This window comes from Herpetosiphonaceae bacterium, from assembly GCA_036374795.1.
Taxonomy (GTDB): domain Bacteria; phylum Chloroflexota; class Chloroflexia; order Chloroflexales; family Kallotenuaceae; genus LB3-1.
In genome coordinates, this window is the sequence record DASUTC010000243.1 from 1 (window position 1) to 1699 (window position 1699).

At 64.6% G+C, this 1699-nt stretch carries 3 protein-coding genes; 1 reads left to right on the forward strand and 2 read right to left on the reverse strand.

The annotated features are described in order from the left end of the window. A partial coding sequence (locus VFZ66_18155) for a DDE-type integrase/transposase/recombinase (GenBank protein HEX6291113.1) occupies positions 1 to 324 on the forward strand: 324 nt, incomplete at its 5' end. Here the strand turns inward: VFZ66_18155 and VFZ66_18160 are convergent. Further along, positions 317 to 970, reverse strand: a complete 654-nt coding sequence (locus VFZ66_18160) for a transposase (protein HEX6291114.1) — start codon at positions 968 to 970, stop codon at positions 317 to 319. The two genes, VFZ66_18155 and VFZ66_18160, sit on opposite strands and share 8 nt — an antisense overlap. Next, positions 892 to 1410, reverse strand: coding sequence for a helix-turn-helix domain-containing protein (locus VFZ66_18165; GenBank protein ID HEX6291115.1), 519 nt, complete (start codon positions 1408 to 1410; stop codon positions 892 to 894). Before VFZ66_18165 ends, VFZ66_18160 begins: the two co-directional genes overlap by 79 nt. Positions 1411 to 1699: the final 289 nt, after the last annotated feature.

Here is a 1699-nt window from a genome sequence, read left to right on the forward strand (position 1 = left end):
AAGCGGCCGGTGGCCAGCCAATGGCATGTCGACCAAGCGTATATCAAAGTCCGAGGCCAGTGGCGGCATCTGTACCGCGCGATCGACGGTAGCGGTGACACCGTTGAATTCTGGTTCAGCAGCCAACGTAACCTCAATGCTGCCAAACTCTTTCTGCGCAGGGCGCTCAAGCGCCACGGCCGTCCCGAGCGGATCGTAATCGACGGCAGCCAGACCAATCGTGAAGCCCTTGTGTCTTGTGATACGACAGACCGGCTTCAGGATACCTTGAGGCGAAAGTTGAAGCCGATCCAAATGCTGAGGGTTCAGTCCATGGCTAAGTAGGTCGCCAAAAGTTCTGCAACAGCTTTCTGAGCCAGAAGTGTTTGGATGCCATGCCGGCCTTGCGACGCGCCTGCTGCGGCGTCAACGTCAGAACCCAATCAGCTGCATCGGCGGCTAGGGCATCGATTGAGGCCGCCTGCCGATTGGCTGCAATCAGACGCTTGAGGTCGCGCCAGAGCTGATCCATTGGGCTCAGTTCGGGGGTCTGCCGGGGCAACCATACGAAGCGAATGCGCAGCCGGGTCGCCAGTGCCAGGGTTTGCGGGGCGGTGTGGGCGCTGGCCCGGTCGGTGAGCAGCCAGAGCCAGCCGGCACAGCGATACTGGCGTCGCAACGCGCGCAGGAATGCCTGAGCGTCGGCCTGAGCGGCGCGATTGCGGACCAGCACCACCCGGCGAGCACTTCGCAGGTCAATCGCCCCGAACAGCACCCGCTTGGCATTGCGGCCGGTGATCGGCACAACCGCCTGAGTGCCCTTGAGCGCCCAGGTCGCCCGCAGCGGTGGAAACAGCCGTAGCAGCGTCCAATCGAGGCACAGCAGCCGATCGCCCCTGTGCCAGCCGGCCTTCAGACGTCGGGTGACCCCCCCTTTTTCTGCGGCAGATGCGCCGCGCGCGCGACATAGACATAGCGGGGCCGCTTCCAGCGATAGCCGGCCTCATGCAGCCGCCGTCGCAGCGTGCGGCGGCTAACGGCGATGCCCTTCGCGGCCAGGTCGTGCGCCAGCAGCGGCACTGTCCAGCTCGTGGCCTGGTAGCCGCAGCGGCGCGGGTCACGCGCCAGGGCTGCGGCCAGCCGCCGCGGCGTGAGGGTGTGATGGAGACGCGGACGCCCGCTGCGCGGCCGATCGCGGAGCGCGGTGACCTCATGTTCGGTCCGGTACTGGACGAGCCACCGGTGCACGCTGGAGCGGTTGACGCGGCAGCGGCGGGCCGCCTCGGTCACGGAATGCCCCTCGGCCACCAGCAACAGGGCCTCGAGCCGGCGATACACACGGGCCTCACGGGCGCCAGCAAGCGCTGCGGCAAGCCGCTTGCGATCCGCCTCGCCGAGCCACGTCTCGGGAGAGTGATCATGTCGTTGCATGCTCCCCAGGGAACACCCGCATCTCTCGCGTTGCAAGACTTATGGCGACCTACTTAGAGACCTACTCTCCTCCGGTTTGGTCAATACACCTCCACCATCGGGGGTCGATCCCGCACGATGGGCGACAGTACTCGCCCATATCGCAAGGAAGCGGCCGTTCCTTTGGCGTAATCATCGACAGGCTGTTAGCGAAGGTTACCTGAACAAAGGGATTTCATCGGCAGTGAGCTTTCCAACCGGCGGCGGCAAATCGACCCTCGCTGAGCTAAAGATCGCTGTTGCATTACTG